General features: G+C 71.0%; 22 protein-coding genes and 1 pseudogene. 7 read left to right on the top strand and 16 right to left on the bottom strand.

Annotated elements, in window-relative coordinates:
* Window positions 1-40 precede the first annotated feature (40 nt).
* From OG417_RS29565 to OG417_RS29555, 3 genes are all read right to left on the bottom strand, one after another.
* A complete protein-coding gene (locus OG417_RS29565; RefSeq protein WP_329235359.1) occupies window positions 41-1,252 on the bottom strand; it encodes an MFS transporter in 1,212 nt (403 codons plus the stop codon).
* 180 nt (window positions 1,253-1,432) lie between these two features.
* Complete coding sequence (locus tag OG417_RS29560) at window positions 1,433-1,687, bottom strand: hypothetical protein (RefSeq protein ID WP_329235357.1); 255 nt, start codon at window positions 1,685-1,687, stop codon at window positions 1,433-1,435.
* The gene (locus tag OG417_RS29555; protein WP_329235356.1) at window positions 1,684-2,331 is read right to left on the bottom strand and encodes a zinc-binding alcohol dehydrogenase family protein; all 648 of its coding nucleotides are present in this window, start codon (window positions 2,329-2,331) and stop codon (window positions 1,684-1,686) included. Before OG417_RS29555 ends, OG417_RS29560 begins: the two co-directional genes overlap by 4 nt.
* 18 nt (window positions 2,332-2,349) lie before the next feature.
* Between OG417_RS29555 and OG417_RS29550 the strand changes: the two genes are divergently transcribed.
* On the top strand, window positions 2,350-3,003 hold the full coding sequence (locus OG417_RS29550) for a TetR/AcrR family transcriptional regulator C-terminal domain-containing protein (RefSeq protein ID WP_329235352.1): 654 nt from the start codon (window positions 2,350-2,352) through the stop codon (window positions 3,001-3,003).
* A 49-nt stretch (window positions 3,004-3,052) separates the two neighbouring features.
* On the opposite strand, the gene OG417_RS29545 is transcribed toward OG417_RS29550, so the two are convergent.
* The 4 genes from OG417_RS29545 to OG417_RS29530 all read right to left on the bottom strand — a co-directional run bounded on the left by OG417_RS29545 (window position 3,053) and on the right by OG417_RS29530 (window position 4,657).
* Complete coding sequence (locus tag OG417_RS29545) at window positions 3,053-3,862, bottom strand: YwqG family protein (protein WP_329235349.1); 810 nt, start codon at window positions 3,860-3,862, stop codon at window positions 3,053-3,055.
* Between the two features lie 106 nt (window positions 3,863-3,968).
* Window positions 3,969-4,337 (bottom strand): VOC family protein, encoded by a 369-nt coding sequence (locus OG417_RS29540; RefSeq protein ID WP_329235346.1) that lies wholly within the window; start codon window positions 4,335-4,337, stop codon window positions 3,969-3,971.
* 30 nt (window positions 4,338-4,367) lie between these two features.
* On the bottom strand, window positions 4,368-4,490 hold the full coding sequence (locus OG417_RS29535) for an SDR family oxidoreductase (protein WP_329235343.1): 123 nt from the start codon (window positions 4,488-4,490) through the stop codon (window positions 4,368-4,370).
* An 8-nt stretch (window positions 4,491-4,498) separates the two neighbouring features.
* Window positions 4,499-4,657 carry a hypothetical protein gene (locus OG417_RS29530; protein WP_329235340.1) on the bottom strand — a complete coding sequence of 53 codons (159 nt, stop codon included), beginning with the start codon at window positions 4,655-4,657 and terminating at the stop codon, window positions 4,499-4,501.
* A gap of 78 nt (window positions 4,658-4,735) precedes the next feature.
* Between OG417_RS29530 and OG417_RS29525 the strand changes: the two genes are divergently transcribed.
* Window positions 4,736-5,314: a TetR/AcrR family transcriptional regulator gene (locus OG417_RS29525; protein ID WP_329235337.1), complete on the top strand. Its 579-nt coding sequence runs from the start codon at window positions 4,736-4,738 to the stop codon at window positions 5,312-5,314.
* Window positions 5,315-5,406: 92 nt separating this feature from the next.
* On the opposite strand, the gene OG417_RS29520 is transcribed toward OG417_RS29525, so the two are convergent.
* Complete coding sequence (locus OG417_RS29520) at window positions 5,407-6,588, bottom strand: MFS transporter (RefSeq protein WP_329235334.1); 1,182 nt, start codon at window positions 6,586-6,588, stop codon at window positions 5,407-5,409.
* A gap of 55 nt (window positions 6,589-6,643) precedes the next feature.
* On the opposite strand from OG417_RS29520, the gene OG417_RS29515 reads away from it, so the two are divergent.
* Together OG417_RS29515 and OG417_RS54470 are read left to right on the top strand one after the other, a co-directional pair.
* Window positions 6,644-7,216 (top strand): TetR/AcrR family transcriptional regulator, encoded by a 573-nt coding sequence (locus OG417_RS29515; protein ID WP_329235331.1) that lies wholly within the window; start codon window positions 6,644-6,646, stop codon window positions 7,214-7,216.
* 597 nt (window positions 7,217-7,813) lie between these two features.
* Entirely contained in the window at window positions 7,814-8,389 is a 576-nt protein-coding gene (locus OG417_RS54470; protein ID WP_442875585.1) for an alpha/beta fold hydrolase, read from the top strand.
* Here OG417_RS54470 and OG417_RS29510 read toward each other — a convergent pair.
* From OG417_RS29510 to pdxR, 5 genes and pseudogenes are all read right to left on the bottom strand, one after another.
* Entirely contained in the window at window positions 8,386-9,111 is a 726-nt protein-coding gene (locus OG417_RS29510; protein ID WP_329235328.1) for a dienelactone hydrolase family protein, read from the bottom strand. The two genes, OG417_RS54470 and OG417_RS29510, sit on opposite strands and share 4 nt — an antisense overlap.
* Window positions 9,112-9,353: 242 nt before the next feature.
* The gene (locus OG417_RS29505) at window positions 9,354-9,785 is read right to left on the bottom strand and encodes a hypothetical protein (protein ID WP_329235325.1); all 432 of its coding nucleotides are present in this window, start codon (window positions 9,783-9,785) and stop codon (window positions 9,354-9,356) included.
* Entirely contained in the window at window positions 9,786-9,992 is a 207-nt protein-coding gene (locus tag OG417_RS29500; RefSeq protein ID WP_329262713.1) for a malic enzyme-like NAD(P)-binding protein, read from the bottom strand.
* Window positions 9,940-10,254 (bottom strand): annotated as a pseudogene (locus OG417_RS54465) (hypothetical protein); the annotation flags it as partial. The pseudogene OG417_RS54465 and the gene OG417_RS29500, both read right to left, overlap by 53 nt.
* Complete coding sequence (gene pdxR / locus OG417_RS29495; RefSeq protein WP_329235322.1) at window positions 10,248-11,738, bottom strand: MocR-like pyridoxine biosynthesis transcription factor PdxR; 1,491 nt, start codon at window positions 11,736-11,738, stop codon at window positions 10,248-10,250. The gene pdxR and the pseudogene OG417_RS54465, both read right to left, overlap by 7 nt.
* A gap of 69 nt (window positions 11,739-11,807) precedes the next feature.
* Here pdxR and OG417_RS29490 point away from each other — a divergent pair, with 69 nt between their 5' ends.
* Window positions 11,808-12,419 carry a LysE family translocator gene (locus tag OG417_RS29490; protein WP_329235320.1) on the top strand — a complete coding sequence of 204 codons (612 nt, stop codon included), beginning with the start codon at window positions 11,808-11,810 and terminating at the stop codon, window positions 12,417-12,419.
* Window positions 12,416-13,177, top strand: a complete 762-nt coding sequence (locus tag OG417_RS29485) for a B3/B4 domain-containing protein (RefSeq protein WP_329235317.1) — start codon at window positions 12,416-12,418, stop codon at window positions 13,175-13,177. The genes OG417_RS29490 and OG417_RS29485 overlap by 4 nt, the downstream gene beginning before the upstream one ends.
* 76 nt (window positions 13,178-13,253) lie before the next feature.
* On the opposite strand, the gene OG417_RS29480 is transcribed toward OG417_RS29485, so the two are convergent.
* Window positions 13,254-14,420, bottom strand: a complete 1,167-nt coding sequence (locus OG417_RS29480) for a tyrosine-type recombinase/integrase (protein WP_329235314.1) — start codon at window positions 14,418-14,420, stop codon at window positions 13,254-13,256.
* A 329-nt stretch (window positions 14,421-14,749) separates the two neighbouring features.
* Between OG417_RS29480 and OG417_RS29475 the strand changes: the two genes are divergently transcribed.
* On the top strand, window positions 14,750-16,018 hold the full coding sequence (locus OG417_RS29475) for a hypothetical protein (RefSeq protein WP_329235311.1): 1,269 nt from the start codon (window positions 14,750-14,752) through the stop codon (window positions 16,016-16,018).
* Between the two features lie 60 nt (window positions 16,019-16,078).
* Here the strand turns inward: OG417_RS29475 and OG417_RS29470 are convergent, their stop codons facing one another.
* Together OG417_RS29470 and OG417_RS29465 are read right to left on the bottom strand one after the other, a co-directional pair.
* Entirely contained in the window at window positions 16,079-17,275 is a 1,197-nt protein-coding gene (locus tag OG417_RS29470) for a sensor histidine kinase (RefSeq protein WP_329235309.1), read from the bottom strand.
* Window positions 17,272-17,934 (bottom strand): response regulator transcription factor, encoded by a 663-nt coding sequence (locus OG417_RS29465; RefSeq protein WP_329235306.1) that lies wholly within the window; start codon window positions 17,932-17,934, stop codon window positions 17,272-17,274. Before OG417_RS29465 ends, OG417_RS29470 begins: the two co-directional genes overlap by 4 nt.
* Between the last annotated feature and the right edge of the window lie 61 nt (window positions 17,935-17,995).

Below are 17,995 nucleotides of genomic sequence, written 5' to 3'. Positions count from 1 at the left end.
CTTGACAACATTCTCTGTCTCCCTTTTGTCATCTTGTAACTCAACGACCGGTCGGCTGACGAGCCGCGATCGCAGTAGGTAGAGACGAGCCGTTTCGGCAGCTGGCGTCTCCTTGAGCTGCCTTGCGTTCCGGCGCCGTGGCCAGCAGGAAGGTCAGCGCGACCAGGGCTGCTCCCGCTGCGACAAGGGGCACGAACCCGGCGCCGGCCAACGCGAGCACCCCACCGCCGAGCGCGGCCCCGCCTCCGCTGCCCACGTAGATCATCGAGCCGTTCAGCCCGAGCGCCACGGTCGCGGCCGTGCCGCTGGCCGCGAAGACGCGGGTTTGCTGCGGGGTCACTTGGAAGGAGCCGACCAGGCCGAGGGCGGCGAGGGCGGCGAGCGCGGGCACGATACTCGGCCGTACCGCCCAGAGCGTCACCAGCGCCAGCGCGCTGATGCTCAGACCGAGCGTGATCACTCGGAGCCCACCCCATCGGTCGGCGAGCTGTCCGACCAGCCGGTTCCCGGTGAAGAAGGCGGCGCCGAACACCATCAGCGCCAGGAGCGTCCGGGTGGCGGTCCGTCCCTGGGCGCCGAGGATGGGGGCGATGTAGCCGATGACGGCGTACTGCGGCACGAGTTGGAGCGCGGTGCCGCAGAGCAACAGGAGCATGCTCGGCGTGCGGAGAATGCGGAACCGCTCCCGCAGCGAGGCGGCGGGCAGCCTGACGGCGGGCAGCGCCAGGCAGAGGCCGGCGGCCACCGCGGCCATGCCGGCGATTCCCCACAACGTCGCGCGCCAGCCGATCTGCTGTCCGACCAGCGCCCCGACCGGCACCCCGACGACGGTGGCCAGGCTGGACCCGGCCCCGACCATCGCCAGCGAGCGCGCCCGCCGTTCCGGCGATGAGAGCACCCCGACGACCGCGTACGCGTTGGCCTGGAACGCGGCCGCGCCCAGCGCCGACAGGATCCGGCCGGCCATCACCACCCCATAGGTCGGGCCGAGCGCCTGGCCGACCATGCCGAGAAGGAAGACCGCCATCCCGCCGCCGACCACCACCCGCCGGTCGAATCGGCCCAGGACGGTCGCGATCAGCGGCGAGCCGAGCGCGTACGCGATCGCAAACGCGGTGGTCAGCTGGCCGGCCTGCGCGACGCCGACGTGCAGGCTGCGGGCGACCGCGGGGAGCAGCCCGGCCAGCACGAAACCGTCGACGCCGAGAACGAACGTGCCGACGGCGAGGATGACCAGGCGGCGGGTCGGCAAATCGTTTGATGTCTGTCGAATCATCACACGATGGACGCTAGAGTACGATTCGATGGACGTCAAACAATTGAGACGGGGCAGCGGTGCCGCGCACCCTGCCCGAGCCCTCGGTCGGCTCCTTCGACCTCACCGTCATCCTCAGTGCGCACCGTGGAACTGTCGATCGTGGGCGCGGGGCGGTCATGGCATCACGATGAGTCGCCTGCCTTTGAGGTCGGTTCGCTGCCAGGCGGTCTCGATGTCGCTCAGCGGGACCTTCTCCACGTCGAAGGTGAGCTCGCCGGACCGCGTCCATGTCACGATCTGCTGGTACACCTCGTCCATGGTCTGCGGGGCGAGCCCCTTGGCCGCGCCGTAGATCTCCACACCTGAAGTGCGCAGGCTCGACGCGGCGAGGGCGAGCTCGGCGCCGGCCGACTCGCCGATCTGGATCACCCGGGTCGGCTTGCCGAACGCGAACGACCGGGGCACCAGCGCGCGCAGCAGGATCTCGCTGGGGGCCTGCCCCACAGGTAGTCCACGACGACGTCGTAGCCGTCCCCCCTGGCGTCGAGGTACGCCTGCGCCAGCGCCTCGTCGGAGACCGCGGTGTTGATCACCGTGTCGGCTCCGATGGCCCGTACCTCACGCAACTGGTTGTCGTCTCGGCCGGTGGCGACGATCCGGCCGGCGCCCAGCAGCCGGGCCACCTTGACCGCGAGCCGCCCGGCGACCCCGGTGGCGCCCTGCACCAGCACCGTCTCCCCGGGAACCGACCCCGCGGCCGCTTTCATCGACATCGCGGTGATGGCCGAGGCCATCACGGTCGCCACGGCCGGGGCGATGCCGTCGGGGATCGGTACGTAGGAGCCCTGCGGCACCGCGACCTTCTCGGCAAGCGCGCCGTGGGGCGGGCGGATGTCACCTAACCCGACGAGCGTGCCGTCTGGGAGGGTGCCGATGCCGTCGAAGGCAGGGATCACCGGAAACCGGCCGATGTACGTCTCGCCGGCGTAGTGCGTACCGGCCGCGATCGCCTTGTCGACATTCTCGACGGCGACCGCCCTGACGTCGATGATCACCTCGCCGTCGCCGGCCACCGGATCAGGGAAGTCCTCATGCCGGAATTGGCTCTGGACAAGCAGCGGATCGTCACCGAGGCCGTCGCGCTACTGGACGCCGAGGCTCTCGACGGCGTGACCACGCGCAAACGGGCCGCCCGGCCCGGCGTACAGTCGCCGACCCTTTACTGGCACATCCCGAACAAGGCGGCGCTGGTCACCGCGATCGCCGAGGCGATCCTTGAGCAGCAGTTCCCCGAACTGGCGTCGCCCGCGCCGGAGGAGTGCCGGCAGGACTGGCTGATCGGCCTGGCCGGACGGCTGCGGCACGCGTTGCCGGCCCACCCGGACGGAGCCCGGATCATCGCGGCCTCCCAACTGTCCCTCAAGATGGCCGCCATCTCCGAACTGGCAATGAGCACACTGGTGGGGCGGGACATTCCCTTGCGGCAGGCTCGCCTGATCGTGTTGACGGTGTTGCGCTTCACCGTCGGCTTCGTCCTGGAGGAACAGGTCGGCCGCCCCGACGAGGACGCCCTGGACGGCTTCGACATGGACGCGTACGCCGCGGCGTACCCCATCGTGACGGCCGGCGTGGCCGAGTACTTCCAACCCGGCCGCACCGTCGACGATCTGTTTCGCGATTGCCTGGAACAGATCATCCATGGTCCTGCCGCGAACTCGAGCGGGCCGCGGCCTGGCACCGGCTGAGCTTGCCGGTCATCACTCAGGGCAAGAAGGGCCGGCGTGCGGGATCGGGTCAGTGGCACTGCATCTCGACGCGGACCTGGCTGAAGTCGCCCGCGCGAAGAGCATCGGCCGGAATGACGAAGTACAGCAGGCCGAAGTCGCCGAATTGCCATTGGCTGTCGCTGTCCAGCTGAAGGAGATGAACCTCGTCGTCCCGCATGAAGCCGCCCTGGAGAGGCCACGGCCAGCCGAAGGCACGGTGGTGGCGGTTCCAGTCGTAGGCCGGGTGGCCGCTACCTGATCTCCACTCGTCATTGAGGTTGAACGCCTTGAGCCATTTCGGCATGCCGTCTTCGTCGTCGGAATCAAGGACATCTCGCACGACCGATTCCTGGCATTCGGGCAGGCTGATGATCGGTGCGGCGGCTGCCGGACGAGGGTCGAAGGCGTGCGCGGGGTAGGGAGCGGACCTCCCCATCGCGCGCTGCGGGTCGGCGGGGATGACCCGCCAGCAGCGCGAGTCGGTGAACTCGTCGATATGCCGGTATTCGTCGTAGGGCAGGTCAGGCTCAAAGTAGAAGAAGTTGAGCAGTCCGGAAACGGCGGGTAGCTCCTCGCCGAGCCAGGGGGCCAGGACGTCGACATCCAGGACCGCCATGAGGTTAAGCGGTATCCCCTCGACGTGCGGCCATTCGGTGGTCGGCTCCAGCAGCGCGCTGCCACCCAGACGGCTGCGGCCCGCGGGCGTGGTGTCCTCACCGGCCGGAGCGATCCGGTAGCCGCGTCGCGCCAGCGCCGCTATCCGCGGCCCGTCAGGATCGCCCAACGTCTCAACGCAGTGCTCTTGGATTTCGGCCAGCACCTCCATGTCCACGTTCATGCGGGGCATCCAACCACTACCGATTCGCCCGCAATATGGCTGAACCCAACGAGACCCTCACCGCCCTCGGCGGCCGCGAGGTACGGCGCGGCGAACGACGGCAGTCTCAGGCCGATCGCAGGCAGAAGGGGTGTCCGGCCGGGCTGGCGTAGACCCGGCTGCCGGTGCGGGTTTCCGGGGTGACGTCGTCGGTGGGCCGCAGTCGGGTGGCGCCGGCTTCGGTGGCCGTACGGTCGGCGGTCGCAAGGTCGTCGACGCCGAAGTCGAGGTGCATCTGCTGGGAGGTGCCGTCCGGCCAGTTCGGGGCGACATGTCCGGGGGCCGACTGGACGACGATCACCGGCAGGCCGGGGGCCTGGATGAAGTGGTGGGTCGGTGTGCGGGTGATCGAGCCGTCGAGCAGCCGGTGCCAGAAGGCGCTCTCCGCCTCGACATCGGCGGCGTCGATGATCACAGAGGCCAGGGTGATGGGCATGGGGGTCCTGTTCTTGTTGCCGGTCGGTGCTCAGATGGTCGGGATGATGCCGCCGTCGACGCGGAACTGCGGTCCGGTGAGCCACTTCGCGCGGCCGGAGGCGAGAAAAACGATCATCTCGGCGACGTCCTCGGGGTCTCCGGGGCGGCCCATGGGGACCTTCAGGTGATCCACATTGGCCGTGTGACCTCGCCGGTGGTGACGCCCTGCTGGTCGGCCATGTGCCGGAGGTGGGCGGTGGCGCCGTCGGTGCCGACGAAGCCGGGCAGGACGCACACCACGCGCCCCCCGTGCTCGCGACCTTCGTCCGCGATCGTCATGGGCATCTCCTCCGTAAGATGAACCGGACTCCGGAAACCATACACAACCGGAACCGGACTCACCTTATGGAGGCTCTGTTGTCGTCATCACGCCCGCTGCGCGCGGACGCGCGACGCAACCGCGAGGCGCTCCTGGCCGCCGCGCGGGAGGCGTTCCTCGGCGGCGACGCCGACGCACACGTCGAGGAAATCGCCCGCAGCGCCGGCGTGGCCGTCGGGACGCTCTACCGCCACTTCGAGACGCGGGAAGTCCTCATCGAGGAGGTCTATCGCAAGGAGGTCGACGACCTGTGCGCCGCACCTTCCAAGCTCCTGGAGCGGCACCCCCCGGACGAGGCCCTACGGCGCTTCCTGCTGCTGCTCGTGGACCACGCCGCCGTGGGGAAGGGGATGTCGGTCGCCCTGGAGAGCATCATGGCGACGGACTCACCGGTCTTCGAGACCGCCCGCACCCGGATGGCGAACGCCCTCACCCAACTGCTCGACGCGGGCGCCGCGGCCGGCACGGTCCGCGACGGCGTCACCGGTCCCACGCTGTTGCGCGCCCTGGGTGGTATCTGCGGGATGCGCGCCACGGAAGGCTGGCTGGGCGAAGCCCAGCAGATCACGGCCCTCCTCTTCGACGGCCTGCGCTACGGCGCCCCACGGGCAACCTGAGCCGCGGACGTTGTCGCTTGTGGTTCGGGCGAGATCGACAAGGTTCACTCCTGGTTGTGCCCAGCCGTTGCGGTTGAGGTGGACCTCGTACGTCACGAGGACGACCTGCCGGGGCTACCGCTGATCACGCACTCGGCCTTCTCGCGGGCCAACGTGCGGCGGGGGCGGAGGGCTGCGGCCGTCGCGAAGGCTCCGAGGGCCGCGGCGATGGCGGCGGCGAAGGCCGTCCGGTATCCGAGGTGCGCGGCGATCTGGCCGCCGAGCGGTCCGGCGGCGAGGATGCCGAGGTCCCAGAAGGACGTCATCGTGCCGACCGCCGCGCCGGGCCGCAGCGCCCCCGTACGGCCGAGGGTGATCGTGGTCGTGCAGGGGTAGACCAGGCCGAGCCCCGCTCCGGTGACGGCGACACCGGTGAGCGCGACGGGTTCGGACGCCGCGGCCGTGAGGAGGGTCAGGCCTGCCGCCTCGACCAGCAGGACGATCCGGGCGACGGCGACGCCGCCGTACCGGTCCACCAGGGGGCTGCCCGCCGAGCGCGCGAGCAAGAACGGCACCGCGAACAGCGCCAGCCCCGCCTGCCGGCCGCCGATGTGCCGGTCGCCGAGGTAGAGGACGAGCAGAGCGGTCAGGGTGCCGTAGCCATAGGCGGCGAGGCCGAGGCACAGCCCCGGCAGCCCGGCGCCGCCGGGCAGGAGGCCGTGCCAGGAGGCCGGCCGCCGCTCCTGACGCGAACGGGTGGTGGCGACGAGGGCGCTCGACACGAGTGGCAGGGCCACGACCGTCCACCAGACGGCGTCCACGCCGCCGAGCCGGTGGAGGAGGACTGCGAGCACGGGGCCGGCGGACAGGCCGCCCCACATCGACAGCCCGAACCATCCCGTCAGCCGGCCCCTCCGGCCGCCGGTGGCTCCGGCGAGGACCCAGGGCAGGGCACCGGAGAACAGGGCCGCCTCGCCCGCGCCCATGACCAGCCGGGCGGTGAGCAGCACGGTGAGGTTCGGCGCGAGCAGATGGCCGACGGCGCCGGCGGCGGTCAGCGCGCCGCCCGCCATCACCACCGGGCGGGCCAGTCCGGCGTCCCCGGCGCGTCCGGCGAACGGGCGGACGAGCGCGGTGGCGGCGAAAGCGGTGCCGACGGCCAGCGCCGCCGCCGCGGTGCCCCGGCCCATGTCGTCGGTCACGTATCCGGGGAGTTCCTGCAGCGTCGCGCCGAGCGCGAGGTAGCCGCAGAGAACCGCCGTCCAGAGTCGCCGTATCGGCACCTGATCGTCCATGTGGCAAGACAGTACAGTTCTGTACTGTGACAGTACAACCCGGTATCGTGGGGCCATGGCCGAGACGATGACGGCGGGCCAGGCCGCCACCCGCGCCCGGATCCTGGGAGCGGCCGCAGATCTGTTCTACGAGCGCGGCGTCCACGCCGTCGGCGTCAACGAGATCGCCGCGCGGGCGAGCGCGTCCAAACTCAGCCTGTACCGGTACTTCCCGTCCAAGGAACTGCTCGTACAGGCCATGCTCACCGAGTACAGCGACCGCATCCACGCCTGGCTCGACCGCGAGACGGCGTCCGCGCCCCCCGGGCCCGAACGGGTGCTGTCGGTCTTCGACCTCCTCATCGACTGGTTCGCGCGGCCCGGCTACCACGGGTGCGCCGTCGTCAACACCGTCACCGACACCCGCGCGAGCGGCGAGGTCGCCGCCATCGCGCGCCGCCACCTCGTCCGGTACCGCGCGCTGCTGGAGGACCGGCTGGACGGCCTGGGCCTCGCCGACCCGGCGGCGGTGGCGCGGCAACTGCTGCTGCTGATCGAGGGCGCCAGCGTCGTCACCGCAATCGACGGGACCCCGGCCGCGGGGCAGGACGCGCGTGACGCAGCCCGCCGCCTCCTCGCCCGGGCCTAACGGGGTCTTCAACATCGACACCCGAACCGGAGACCGCATCAACCGGCGCCCGCCACAGATCGTCCCCTCCCTGATCGCGTACGCGAGAAGCAGCAGCGTTCGTGCGTCGCTCCGAGCATCGGTCGCGGGTTCGCGGGGGCGTGATGGCGATGGGATTCGGCGACGGTGGAGCGCGATGGACAGGTCGAGGACGAGCCCGCGGAAGGGCGCCCGTCCTCGGTGCGTCAAAAGGCCGGGTGATCAACTCGTGCTGTTGGTGCTGCTAGGGCCACGCCATGGTCTACATGTTCGTCCGTCTTCGGACCGCCTGAGACGGTCTGCTCCCGCCGGTCAAGGGGTGACCCGCGGCGGTTGAGGAGGCCCCGGCAGTGTGACGCCGCCACACGGGCTTCATCCGACCCGAACCGTCAACTCCGCACAGCCATCGGTTGATGCTCTCAGCCGCGTTCTCCCCTGACGGGCCGACGCACGGCTCGACGGGGCGCCGCCACCGAGCCCACCGCTGTGCGCGCTCGCCACTTCCGTCAGCGGCATCTCCCTCCCCATGCCCGATACCGGGTGTGGCCGCCGCGCTCCAATCCGATCGGGTTGACCTGTATGTCACCTGTCTCCGACAGCCCCTCCCGTCCTGGACGTCAGACCGCCGACGCTCCCACCTTCGTGCTGGTCCACGGTTCCGGCACCAGCTCACCCATGTGGGCGCCGGTCCAACGCGAACTGGCGTTGCGCGGCCACCGCGGCTACGCCGTCGACCTGCCGGGCCACGGGGCCGAGTACGGGCCGGTGGTGCTGGTCGGCGCCAGCTCGGCGGAACGACCACCACGGGGGTGGGCAACGAGATCCCCGCGCTGGTGGGCCGGCTCGCACCTACGCCCGTCTCACCGAAGACCGCACGCTTCCGGTGACCATGCAGGACCGGCTGATCGCCGAAGCCGATGCCCTGACCCCGGACAAACCCCTGCGACGTCCACTCCCTGGACACCTCACACGTCGGGTTCCTGCTCCGAGCGGCGGAGGTGGCGGCCATCCTCGACCAGCCATCACTCTGAGGACGGCGACCCCTGTCGCCGTGTGGCTTGTGAACCGGCGCCACGGCGCTTCACCAACAGCAGGCGTCTGAGCTCGACGCAGTACGGCAGGGCGAACCTGCCGCACTGCGTGCTCGGCGACTAGCTCAGATGCCGGGTGAAGAACTGGGCCGCGGGGTCTCCCTCGAACTGCGGGACGCCGGTGTGCCCGCCCAGATTGGCGTGCAGCGTCTTCTCCTTGGTGCCGAAGGCGTCGAACAGGTCCAGGGCCGCCTGCCGGTCGTTCCCTTCGTCGTCCCACTGCAGCAGGACATGCAGCGGAATGGTGACCTGCCGGGCCTCCTCGAACGTGGCGCGGGGCACGAAACTCCCGGCGAACAGAACGGCGGCCGAGATGCGCGGCTCGACCACCGCCAGCCGGACGCCGATGGCGATCACTCCGCCCGAGTACCCGACCGGGCCGCCGATCTCGGGCAGCGAAAGGAGGGCGTCCAGGGCGGCCTGCCATTCCGGCACCGCCTTTTCGACCAGGGGGAGGATGAGCCGGTCGACGATCTCCTCGTCGACCGGCTCACCGGCCTCTACCGCCCGGCGCACGTCGGCGCGGGCCTGCTCGGCGACGGCCGAGCGAGGCCGGTCACCGCTCCCGGGGAGTTCGATGGTGGCCGAGGCGAAGCCGTGCTCCGCCGAGTGCCGGGCCCGGGCCACCAGCCGGGGGCGCATCTTGTGCAGTCCGCCGGGGTGGCCGAGCAAGATCAGCGGCGCCGGTGCGGATGCGGGTGTCCACAGGATGCCGGGGATCTCGCCGAGGGTGAATTCGCGTTCGAGGACGCCGTCGTCGAGGCGTTGCTCGGAGGTGAATCGCATGGTCGTGCCTTTCGGGAGTGCTCTGAACGGCGCTCCCGGACGACCTAACGCCCGACCGTGACCCCAGAGGGGAGCACCCATGTCGATAGTGCGTTCACGGGTACCACCTCCTCGTTCTCTGGCACGGCCTCCGGAAAGGTAGCAGTGGTCACCGTGGTCAGCCAACGGCTTTGCCGAGGCTCCGTGGCCGGACGCCACGGAGCCACTCTGCCTAAAAGGCCAAGGCCGACCCGTGGCGTGCCTCAGGAGCGATCTCGCCTCGTGTGATCGCTGTTCTCGCCGGCCGAGGTGCCGGCGACTCCGGGCCGGGTGAGGGCCTCCGATATGACGACGCGTTCGTAAAGTTCCGGTCTGACTCCGGACTTCAGCGCGGCGTCCTTCAGGGGCAGGTCTTCGTCCAGGGCGCGGTGCGCGATCCGGGCGGCCGGCCGGTCCAGGGCGGGCGGCGGCCTGGTCTCGATCATCACGACGGCGGCGATGTGCATGGCGGACACGGAGGTGCCGTTGGAGGATCGGCCCATGTTCACCTGGTCGTTCGGGTGCACCGGATCCTGCGCCGTCGAGGTGCCCAGCAGCATCGTCGGCTTGACCCGTTCGACGACCTCAACCAGCCCGAAACGGCCCTCGTCCCTCTTCCAGCCGGCGACCTCGGCGGCAGGATGGGCGTACGGCACCTAGAGGTCCCGCGGGTCGGACATGGTCTCGACGAGCAGACCCTGCTTGTCGATGGGCCAGATCCGCCGGGTGGCCGCCTCGTGGTCCAGGCCGTCCCGGACCATCGCTACGCGCAACTGGTCTGCGATGCCGAGACCCGCGGTGGGTCGGGTCGATCCCTGCCGCAGCGGTGTACACCGCGAGCTTGCCGGCCGCGATCCCGGCACCGCCGCCCACACTCCAGTCCCCGATCCCCAGGATCTCTTCGGCGTCGGAGGCCACCACCAGATCGACGTCGTCGGCCCCCAGTGCAAGGTCGGCGAAGGCGCGTTCGGTGCCGTCGGCGTCGTCGACGGACACGCAAACGCCCCGCGGCCGCCGGTACTCAAAGCTGACACTCCGCCTCAAGCCCTGGGAGACCAGCAGGTGAACGTGGGCGTCCGGCCACCTCCAGTGTTTTTGCGTTGCAACCCGAGGAGCCGTCAGCACACACGGCGTAGTGCCTCGCCTATGACCGCCACGGCTTCGCCGATGGCGGTCGGGGCGCTCGCGGCGTAGCCCAGCACGAGCCCGGGGCGGCCGGGGCACTGCCGGTGCCACGAGAGCGGCTGTACCTTCACCCCGCGCGCGAGCGACGCGGCGGCGAGGTCGACGTCGCAGAAGCCGGCGTTGAAGGTGATCGTCAAGTGCAGGCCCGCTGCGGCGCCGTGCACCGTCGCGTCCGGTAGCTGGGCTCCGATCGCGTCGATCATGGCGTCTCGGCGACGGCGGTGGCGTCTGCGCAGCTGCCGCAGATGGCGTTCCATCTCTCCCGATTCCATCAGGCGGGCCAGTACCAGTTGCGGCAGCACTGCGTTCCCGAGGTCGGCGAACCGCTTGGCGGCCACGACGGCGTCGCGGTACCGCGGTGGCGGGAGAAACCATCCGATCCTCAGCGCCGGAGCCAGTAGCTTGGACACGCTCCCGGCGTAGCAGACGCGCTCGCCGAGTGTCGACCGTAGCGCCGGGACCGGAGGCCGGTCGTAACGGTGCTCGGCGTCGTAGTCATCCTCGATGATCAAGCCGCCCTCATCGACCCACCGCATCAGCTCGCGGCGCCGGTCGCCGCCGAGCACCACGCCGGTCGGGAACTGATGTGCGGGGGTGAGCATGACAGCCGGTGCGCCTGTCGCGCGCAGCGCGCCGACATCTATCCCGTCGGCGTCGACCGGCACCGGCGGGGTGGCCAGCCGCCGGTTGTGCAGATGCTGGCGGGCACCCAGTGATCCGGGATCCTCTACCGCCACCTCGCGGATCCCGCTCTCGACGAGCACCTCCGCGAACAGTCCCAGCGCCTGAGCGGTGCCGGCGGTGATGATCACATCTACCGGGTCGACGAGGATCCCGCGGTTGCGGGCCAGCCAGTTCGCCACGGCGGCGCGCAACGCCAGGGATCCTCGCGGATCCCCGTATCCGAGGGCGGAAGACGCCAGGCCGGCGAGCAGTGAGCGTTCGGCGCGCAGCCATGCGGTCCGCGGGAAGGCGGCCAGGTCGGGCACGCCCGGTGACAGGTCGATCCTTGCCGCGGCCGCCCGCAGCGAGTCGAAGGCCTCGACGCCGGGCGACGCCGTGAACACCGCGTCCGCCGCCGTCGCATCCGCTGGAGCGGGCCGCGGCCGGGCCGGGGGCCTCCGTCCCGGAGCGCCGACAACGATCGTTCCGCTCCGGCCGCGCCCCGCGACGTAGCCTTCCTCGTTCAGACGCTGGTACGCCTCGGTGACGACGCCGCGGGACACGCGCAGGTCCCGTGCGAGCACCCTGCTCGCAGGCAACCTGCTTCCCACGGTCAGGCGGCCGTCGTAGATCGCCGACCGGAATCGGTCGGCGAGCCATTCGGACAGCCCACCGGCGGGTGCGTCCTCGACGTTCAGCTGGAGGAAATCCGAGCCCGCTGTTATGGACCCCTCGAAGAGGTCTTCATTGGACCTGTCCATCGGGCCATTGTGGCGGCAGAGTTCCGGTCACGAGAACGGCCATCACCGCAACCAATCAGGAGAGCCGCCTTGAGCATCGCGTTCCTCCTCACCACGCTCGTCGTGGTCGCCACGCCCGGCACCGGGGCGATCTACACACTGTCGGCGGGTTTGTCGCACGGCCGCCGTGCGAGCGTCGTCGCCGCGATCGGATGCACGCTGGGCACAGTTCCCCACATGGTGGCGGCGATCACCGGCATGGCGGCGCTGCTGCACACCAGCGCAACGGCGTTCCAGCTCGTCAGATACCTGGGAGTGGCCTACCTGCTGTACATGGCGTGGGCCACGCTGAAGGACACGGATCCGATCGTCGCCGAGAAGGAATCCGCGCCGCGCCCGGCCGGACGCGTGATCGCCTCCGGCGTCCTGATCAACCTTCTCAACCCGAAGCTGACGATCTTCTTCTTCGCCTTCCTGCCGCAGTTCGTCGACACCGGCGAACCGGGCCACGTGCTACGGATGCTGGAACTCAGCGCCGTCTTCATGCTGGTCACACTGGCGGTCTTCGCCGCTTATGGCGTCTTCGCCGCCTCGGTGCGGGACCACGTGACCGCGCGGCCGCGGCTGATGGCCTGGCTGCGCAGGGGCTTCGCCGGGTCCTTCGTCGCCCTCGGCGCCAAGCTGGCGCTCGCCGCCCGATGACCGCGCACTCCACGACGGACCCGAACATGTACTTCCAGCACTCGGACGAGATCTGGTCCGACCACCCCGAACTCGTCGTCGGCGCGCTCGTCGCCACGGGGATCACCGCCGACGCGGTCGTCGAACCCCGGATCGAGGCGTTCACCATGCTCGCCAAGGCGCGGCTCGCAGCGGGCACGGAGGCCGACCTGCCCGAGATCCAGGCCTGGCGGCGCACCTTCTCAAAGATGGGGCTCAAGCCCACGCGATACCGATGCGCTTCGGAGTCGCTGCTGCGACGCTTCCGCAAAGAAGGCGCCCTGCCACGGATCCACCCGTTGGTCGACCTCTGCAACGCCATCTCGCTCGCCTTCGCGATCCCGGTGGCCGCGCTGGACGTCGACAGGATCTCCAGGCACCTCGAAGTCCGGCACGCGGCCGGCGACGAGAACTACCTGACACTGTCGGGAGAGCCGGAGAACCCAGAACCGGGAGAGGTCACCTTCGTCGACGCCGCCGGGCACACGCACGCCCGGCGATGGACGAACCGGCAGAGCGGCCACTCTGCCGTCCGCGACACGACCGACACAGTCCTGATCGTCGCGGAGGGAGTGCATGCCTCGGCGGCCACTGACGTCCCACGTCTCATCGCCACGCTGTCGGACGCGCTGAGCAGCGTCTGGCCGGCCACGGTGCGGACCGCGACGTTGAGCCGCCACGCGCCGCGCTTCGACTTCGCCGTCCAGCCGAGCGGAGCCAGAGACGAAACGCAACGCTGAACTCCTCGTGCTTCTCGAAGAGGAGTTGCACGCCCGCGACCTCGTCCACGAACGCACCGTTGACCGCCTCGGGCCTTTACAGGTCGATCTTGTCGAGGGCGTGGTTGTTCCATGCGGTTCCGCCGCGCCAGTAGTGCATGACCATGAGCAGGCCCTTCCACCGGCCGTGGTCGGCGATGGCGCTCGGGGCGGCGCCGCCTTCGGCCGCGGCGGTGGCGAATCCGGCGCGCAGGCCGTGCCAGGAGTAGTCCTCGGGGTCGGCCAGGTCGGGGTCGGCGGTACGGGCCCGGCGTACGGCGGTGCGCAGCAGGTCGTTCAGGGCGGTGTTGGTCATCGGTGCCGGGCGGCCGTCGGGAGGCGTCCGGCCGGCGTAGTGGGGGGTCCCGGCCAGACGGCCGCGGGCGTCGACGCCGCGTAGCAGCGGTCCGCTGCTGATGCCGTGCGCGGCGAGGGTGTCGATCCACGCCTGGGTGAGCCGGACCGGGCAGGTCTCCAGGCGGCGGCCGTACTTGATGCGCACGGTGGCGCCGGCCGCGTCCTGATCGGTCTTGGAGGAGCGGACGGTGATGGTCAGGCCGCGGTCGGAGAACGCCAGGTCGGCGATGTTCAGAGCGGCGACCTCGGCGGAGCGGGCGGCCATCGCGAACCCCAGCACGAGAGCGAGCTGGTCGCGCTGGCCTTTGACCGGGTGGACCGTGCCCTCGGCGACCGCGGTGAGGATCGCGTGCACCAGTGAGCGAAGCTGCGCCACGGCGATCGGTGCCGACCGGCGGCGGCCACGCCGCCGAGGTGCGATGTCACCGTCGGGGGCGTTGGCGTCGCGGCGGTAGGCGCGTAGCGCGAGCCGGGCGAGCCGTACGTCGCAGACCTGCCCGGCGTGCTTGTGGGCGGCCTGCAGGCAGCCGAGCACGTGGTTGATGGTGGAGGCGCTGGGCGGCCCGCCGTACTGGGTGGTGGTGCGGGTCAGGTGGTGCACGTACTCGGCGAGGGTCGCGGCGGTCGCGGGCAGTGGCGTACGCCCGCGCAGGTGACACCAGCGCTCGAACGGTGCCCAGTGCCGTTCGTAGGCGGCCCGGGTGTTGGCCGCCAGGCCTCGTGCCACCAGCGCCGCCGCGTCCTCCGACAGCTGGTGGTCCGGGTCGGCGGGCACCAGTGCCGGCGCCGGGGAGCGGATCGGCGCCCGCTCACCGGCCGGCGCAGGCAGGACGACCGGCACGGCCGAGGTCGCGTCCTGCGGATTCACGCCGCCACCTCCAGGACCCTGAGGGAGCGGGGGAGGTGGGTCGGCGTGCCAGAGCATCGGCAGGGTTCACCCGGGACCGGTCCGCATCGACCGTCGCGGTCGCTCATACCCACCTTCGCTCCCGCCCTCGCCACGTCGAACCGCCCCTCGCCCGGCCTCCCACGCGCGCTCGCACCGGTGTGATGCCATCCGCATCGTAGCGTCGCGGACGACACGGGCTTGGCTTAATTCCTCATTAAGCCAAGCTTCCTGGGATGATCAGTATCGCTTTCGCGGGTCGCGATATTAATAACGCGACACGCGAAAGCGAATGTGAAATACTTTCGATCATGGACGACGAGCTGGTGACCGGCGCGGAGCAGGACGAGGCCGCCGACGCGTGGCGGTGCGCGCTGAACGAATGGGAGACCTGCGACAACCCGGCACCGGCGCCGGCGGTGGACGCGCTGGGGCGGCGTAAGGGCGGTCAGCCGCCCAAGTTCTGCAGCAAGGCCCATGCCGACCGGGCCTCCCAGCTGCGCCGTCGTGCCGCCGTCACCCGTACGGACGGGGCGCTGCGCCGCTTCGAGGAGACCTACGAGCGCATCGCGCCCGGGATCGCCGAACTGCTGCGGCTGGCCGAGGAGATCCGTGGCGACCTCACCGGCCGGGTCGAGGCGGCCGAACGCGAGCAGGCCGAGGCCCACACCGAGACCGTCGCCGCGCAGGCCGCCGCCGCCGAGGCCGGACGCCGCGAGAACCAGGCCCGCGCGGCCGCGCGGGAGGCCGTCCAGGCCCGGCAGGCCGCCGAGCTCGCCGCCCGCCGCGCGACCGAGGACGCCGAACGCCGCGTGGCCGCGATCGCCGAGCGCGCCACCGAGTCGATCGCCGAGCACGAGGCCGCCCGCGGCGCCGCCGAAACCGAACGCGACCACGCCCTGGCCGGCCAGAAGGAGGCCCGCGAGGAGCGTGACGCCGCCCGGCGCGACCGCGACGAACTCGCCGTCAGGCTCCGCGACGCGGACCAGAGGATCGAGGCGCTACGCGCCGAACTCGACGAACGCGATCGGCGGCTGCAGGCGGCCACCGCCGACCTGACGGCCGCTCACCGGCAGCACGCTCACGACACCGCCGCCATCGAGAATCTCTCCAGCCGCCTCGCGGGTGCCGAACAGGAGCTCGAGAGGACCGGACGCGACGTCCAAGCCGCGCAGCAGGCCGCCGAGCGCCTGACCGCCGAACGCGACCAGGCCCGCACCGATCTGGCCGCCGCCCAAGGCGGTCACCGGACTCAACTTCGGTTCCTCCAAGAAGAGCTCACCGCCGCCCGGGCCGATGCCGCCGCGCAGCGTGAACGCGCCGCCGTGGCCGAACAACGCGCCCGCACCGCCGAGACCGCCGCTCGCCAGGCCCGTGAGTTGCCGCCGCTGGAGGACATCGACGGGCGGCCCGGCGTTCGCGTCGAAGACGGCACGGTCGTGACCGACGGAGAACACATCCTGCTCCGCGGCGTCGAGGACCGTCACACCCGAGAGCAGGCGCGCACGCTCGGCCGCGCACTGCTGGCCATCAGCGCCCGGCACTCCGACGTTCCTGCGCCCGGGGGAGAAGCGGTATGACGGTGACGAACCTGCCATGAGGCCACGAACGCCGGCAGGAACACCGGATTCGGTGCCGAGTCAGCGGCGCCGCTTCGTACGCGGCGAAGGACGCCGGCGCGTTTCCGCCCTCGCGTCCGGGCCATCGCACCGCGGTCCCTGCGTCGTCGCGCTGCGCGGATGAGACGCGTGCGCGAACCGTACGGTGATGGACAGGCCGCCTTCGGGGCGTGCGCCGGCGGTGAGGGTGGCGTGGTGAGCTCGGGTGACGGCGTCGACGATGGCGAGGCCGAGACCGTGGCCGTCGTGGTGGCCGTTACGGTCGGGCGCCAGTCTCTGGAAGGGTTGGAAGAGCCGCTGGACCTGGTCGTCGGGGATGACCGGCCCGCTGTTGCCGACCGTCAAGGTCACCTGCGTGCCGGAGGTCCGGGTGGTGACCTCTACGTGCCCGCCCGGGTGGTTGTGGCGGATGGCGTTGTCGATGAGGTTGGCGATGAGGCTTTCGACCAGCCGTGGATCCCCGGCCGTCACCGCGGGCGTCAGGTGTTCGACGAGGTCGATGCCTGTCTCTGCTGCTCGGTCGCGGCGGGAGGCGAGCACCTCTGCGGTGAGCCGGGCGAGGTCGAGGGTGTCCCGGCGGGAGATCCCGCGTTCGCTGGTGGCGAGGGCGAGCAGTGCGTCGACGAGCCGTTCCTGGTGCCCGCCGAGAATGAGGGCCTCCTGGCAGGCCGCGCGCAGAGTGCCGGCGTCGGCGTCGGGGTCGGCGAGGGCGACTTCGAGGAGGGTGCGCAGCCCGGCGAGGGGAGTGCGCAGCTCGTGGGAGGCGTTGGCGACGAAGTGGCGCTGGGCGTCGAAGGAGGCTTGGAGGCGGGCGAACAGGTCATCGAGGGTGCGGCCGAGTTCGGTGAGTTCGTCCGCGGGTTCGCCGAGGTCGAGGCGCCGGTGGAGGTCGCCGGCGGAGATGACTTTGGCGGTGGCGGTGATGGCGCGCAGCGGGTGCAGGAACCGGCCGGCGACGAACCATCCGAGGGCCAGGGCGACGGGAACCAAGGCGATCAGGGCGACGGCGGATCCCATGAGGAGCTGCGGCAGGCCGACCCCGTCCCCCGTACCGGTGATCGTGCCCGATGAGGGATGGCCTTTGGGCGTGGCCGACTGGACGCCGGCGAGCGGGACGTCGACGAATACGAGCACGAAGACCCCGGCGGCGTAAATGCCCGCCGCGTACGCCAGCGCGAGCCGCGTCTGCAGGGACCTTCGGGTGGGCGGGGCGGTCATGACGATCCGATGCGGTAGCCGCCTTCGCGGACGGTCTCGATCACGGGTGGGTCGCCGAGCTTGGCCCGCAACCGGTGCATGGTGTGCTTGACGGCGCTGCTGAACGGGTCGGCGGCCTCGTCCCAGACGCGTTCGAGCAGTTCCTCGGCGGAGTTGACCAGACCGGGCGCGGCGAGCAGGCATTCGAGCAGGGCGAACTCCTTGGGGCTCAGCTGAAGGCGCCGGCCGGCCCGGAACGCGATGCGGCGGGCCGGATCGAGGGTGATGTCCTCCCAGGCCAGGGTGGGCGGTAGTGGTGGGGTGGCGCGGCGGGCCAGGGCACGGACGCGGGCGACCAGTTCGGCGAACGCGAACGGCTTGGGCAGGTAGTCGTCGGCGCCGAGGCTGAGCCCGTCGACGCGGTCCTCGATCGTGTCGGAGGCGGTGAGCATCAGGACGCGGGTCTCGCACCGGCCGTGGGCGAGCCGCCGGCAGATCTCGTCCCCGTGGACGCCGGGCAGGTCGCGGTCGAGGATGACCACCTCGTAGCGGGTGACGGACAGGCGGTCGAGCGCGGCGGTTCCGTCGAGGACGACGTCGACGGCCATGCCCTCGCGGCGCAGCCCGGTACCGATCGAGCGGGCGAGGATCTCGAAGTCCTCGACGACGAGGACCCTCACCGCCGCTCACCGCCGGTCGTCGTACGGGCCGGGCGGCCGAACCGGCCATCGGGTCGAGGTG

This window comes from Actinoallomurus sp. NBC_01490 (assembly GCF_036227085.1).
Taxonomy (GTDB): domain Bacteria; phylum Actinomycetota; class Actinomycetes; order Streptosporangiales; family Streptosporangiaceae; genus Actinoallomurus; species Actinoallomurus oryzae.
This window is presented reverse-complemented; position numbering and strand designations above follow the sequence as displayed.